A 3,141-nucleotide genomic window follows, 5' to 3' on the forward strand; every position below is an offset into this window, starting at 1 on the left:
AGGGAGCAACAGCATTCCGGCCATCCGGGTACCGGATGCGATGCTTGGCGAGTGGTTAGCCAGAGCAGGGGAAGACGGTATTTTAGAAGTGACGCCCTATCAGATAAACCGCATCCTGCTTCATGCCCTTTGTTATCCTGCTAACACCTGGTCGCCTTTGTTTCAACAGTGCCTTCCCAACCTGCTCGAATTCATCCGCAACCGATGCAATCAGGAGCAGAACACCGCAGGCGATGCACTTGCACGAGATTCCTGGCCCGAAGCGCTGCTTGCTCAGATTGAACGTATTGCTGCACCTGAATCGACAGGAGAACCTTCCCTTCCGGTGCTGCTCACACCCGGCACTATCACGCCCGCATCCAGCCTTGATGTCGCACGATTGCTGGCAGCGTCTAGAGATATGCCCGACGCCATGGTGCGTCAAATCGTTGAACTTCCGGGTTTTGATCCCCACGCTACTAATAGAGACGAGTTAACTCCTTTTTATCTTGCTGCAGAGTACGGAAATACACGTTTTGCTGAAGCCTTGCTTGAGAGAGGCACAAACTATGAGGTAATGTACCGGGATTTCTTCCCCTCGCTTCATCTCGCCATCCGTAACCAACACATGCTCTTTGTCCAATGGTTTCTCCAGACACTACCCGAACATGAGAGGGTCAACGCGTTTATAGCGAAGAACCAATATGGCGATACTATACTGCATCAGGTGGCATCAATACGCCCCAAGCTCCTGAAACAGATTTTAGACTGCCTGCCCGAAGCGGAGAGGACGGGCACCGTGATGATAAAGAACAATATTGGCGATACCGTGCTGCATTTAATCGCAACAGGACGCCATGAAATCCTAAATCAACTTCTGGACTGCCTGCCCGAAGCAGCGAGGGCGGGAGCCGTGATGATAAGGAACGATATTGGCAATACCGTGCTGCAATGGGTAGCAACGAAGCACCCCGAAATCCTAAAACAAATTATGGATTGCCTGCCCGAGACGGCAAGGGCTGATGCCGTGAACATAAGGAATGGTGATGGCTTTACCGTGCTCCACCAGCTCTTAGGATGTAGTCTGGAAATCTTCAAACAACTAATGGATTCCCTCCCTGAAGCAGCAAAGACTGACGCTTTGATGGCAAAGGACAATTATGGAAATACCGTGTTGCACCATATATCAAACCAACCCGAATCTCTAAAACTGCTTCTGGATTGCCTGCCTGAGACAGCAAGGGCTAGAGCCATACTGGTAAAGAGCAGCGATGGCGATACCGTTCTGGATAAAGCGAAACGCTTAGAACACTACCAATCCTTACATTTTCTTCAAGAGGTATTGGAACAAGCGAAACAACGAACAGCCATTCAAACCTGCCCGTATTCAACCATACCCAGCAATGATGCTGGCTCTGGTCTATCAACACTCGCATCTGCATCAAATCTCGGTACTTCTACCCCACTTGCCTCTTATTCAATTTTTAGCCAGGGTTCAGTAACTCCACCAGAGCCAGTCAGCCCGGAAGAACAAAGAACATTGAAGAGATAAGTCTTGTAAACAGGATAGCAACGTGGGGCGCTTTACCCATAGCCGACAGGTTAAGGAAGTCAAATCTTCTCTCCCCCACGCTACACATGGAAGAGAGGGGAAATTGAGCCCAATAAGGTAGGTTTAACAAATGCCGATATTCACTATTCATATCTCAAAGCGTTGGTAATAATTAATGGCTTATCAACACAAACTGAGTTTAATAGCAATCGCAAGCAGTTCTCATTCAATTAATGATCGATTTTAGGCCGGACAATTAATACGTCACATTCAGCGCCATGCAATATTGCATTTGCAGTAGAGCCTAACAATAAAGACAAACCATGTTTACCATGACTGCCTGTTACGATTAAATCGATCTTGTGTTCTTTCGCTACTCTTAATATCTCATTTTTTGTAGAACCGAATTCAATAAACCGGTGTTTCGCATCTACGCCTAATTTATCCGCGAGCTCATCCAATTCTTTCTCAGCTTGTTCACGAATGGATAACTCGACTTCAGCAAATCCAGCAAATCCAGGATATGCATAAGCCGGGATGGGTTCAACAACATGAACCAGAATCAAATCAGCGCCGTTTTCATCTGCAATTTTCTTTGCTTTCTCAGCTGCCCTGACCCCTACCTCATCAAAGTCCGTAGCAAATAGTACCCTCTTATACATCATGTTCTCCTTAAAAATCCGTTATCTGAGTTAAGATTAGCAGATCCCGACTAAATTTCCCATAATTAGACTGAATTGATTGCCCAAGATTTTAAGTTTGTATTTCATTATGATTGTTAATTTCATGTTATTTATGATATAGATCCCTGACTTATTCATGTGCTAAACACAGTCGAAGCAGAATGTAATTCGGCCTTTATCAGGGTACGTTCCATGTTATTTGATTTAGTTGGTGCTTTAACATCACTGCTCTCAACTTATTTTTTTATTCGCCTGAATAATAAAGCTTGGCCGATTGGAATTTTAGCCACCATTCTGAATGGATGGCTCTACTGGCATAAAGGAATTTATGCCGACATGATGCTGGAAATGGGATATTTCCTCAGCATGTGTTATGGTTGGTCAATATGGTATAAGCAATCCTTAATTAAAGATAACTCAACGCAAAAACCATTAGGAACACTGACCATGACACAATGGTTATGGTTGATGCTAACTTTGGTAGCTGTGTTTCTCTTCATTTTTTATATTTTACACAACTTAACTCACTCTACCGTCGCAATCCTCGATGCGGCAACAACATCATTGAGTCTTGTAGCGCAATGGTTGATGTGTCACAAAATCATAGCAACCTGGGTATTATGGTTTATAACGGATGCTCTTTTTGCGGTAATGTATCTCAATAAAAATCTACCCTTTCACTGTGTATTGATGCTGATTTATACCGGTATGGCAATTGCTGGATATTTAGTATGGGCAAGAAAGTCCAAAGTATTTTCTAATAATGACAGTAATTATAAAGAACACTTTTTCTCAGTTTAAACTCATAACATCAAGATGATTCATTTAAACAGTATTAAAAAATAAAAACCTCAGAACAGTTAAGCACGCATCAATGCCCCGTCATCCCGAGTGAAGCGAGGGATCTCCTGGATTTTGCTGGAAGTC

Annotated in this window: 3 protein-coding genes; 2 read left to right on the forward strand and 1 reads right to left on the reverse strand. The window is 43.9% G+C overall.

Annotation, left to right across the window (positions count from 1 at the left end; all coding sequences use genetic code 11):
- The coding region (locus tag G543_RS17670; RefSeq protein WP_035921998.1) for an ankyrin repeat domain-containing protein at nt 1-1,531 on the forward strand (1,531 nt) is incomplete at its 5' end.
- 230 nt (nt 1,532-1,761) lie between these two features.
- Here the strand turns inward: G543_RS17670 and G543_RS0110030 are convergent.
- Nucleotides 1,762-2,193 (reverse strand): universal stress protein, encoded by a 432-nt coding sequence (locus tag G543_RS0110030; protein ID WP_028384393.1) that lies wholly within the window; start codon nt 2,191-2,193, stop codon nt 1,762-1,764.
- A 213-nt stretch (nt 2,194-2,406) separates the two neighbouring features.
- Here G543_RS0110030 and pnuC point away from each other — a divergent pair, with 213 nt between their 5' ends.
- Entirely contained in the window at nt 2,407-3,015 is a 609-nt protein-coding gene (pnuC, locus tag G543_RS17675; protein WP_051190668.1) for a nicotinamide riboside transporter PnuC, read from the forward strand.
- Nucleotides 3,016-3,141: the final 126 nt, after the last annotated feature.

This window comes from Legionella moravica DSM 19234 (assembly GCF_000423305.1).
GTDB classification, from domain to species: Bacteria; Pseudomonadota; Gammaproteobacteria; order Legionellales; family Legionellaceae; genus Legionella; species Legionella moravica.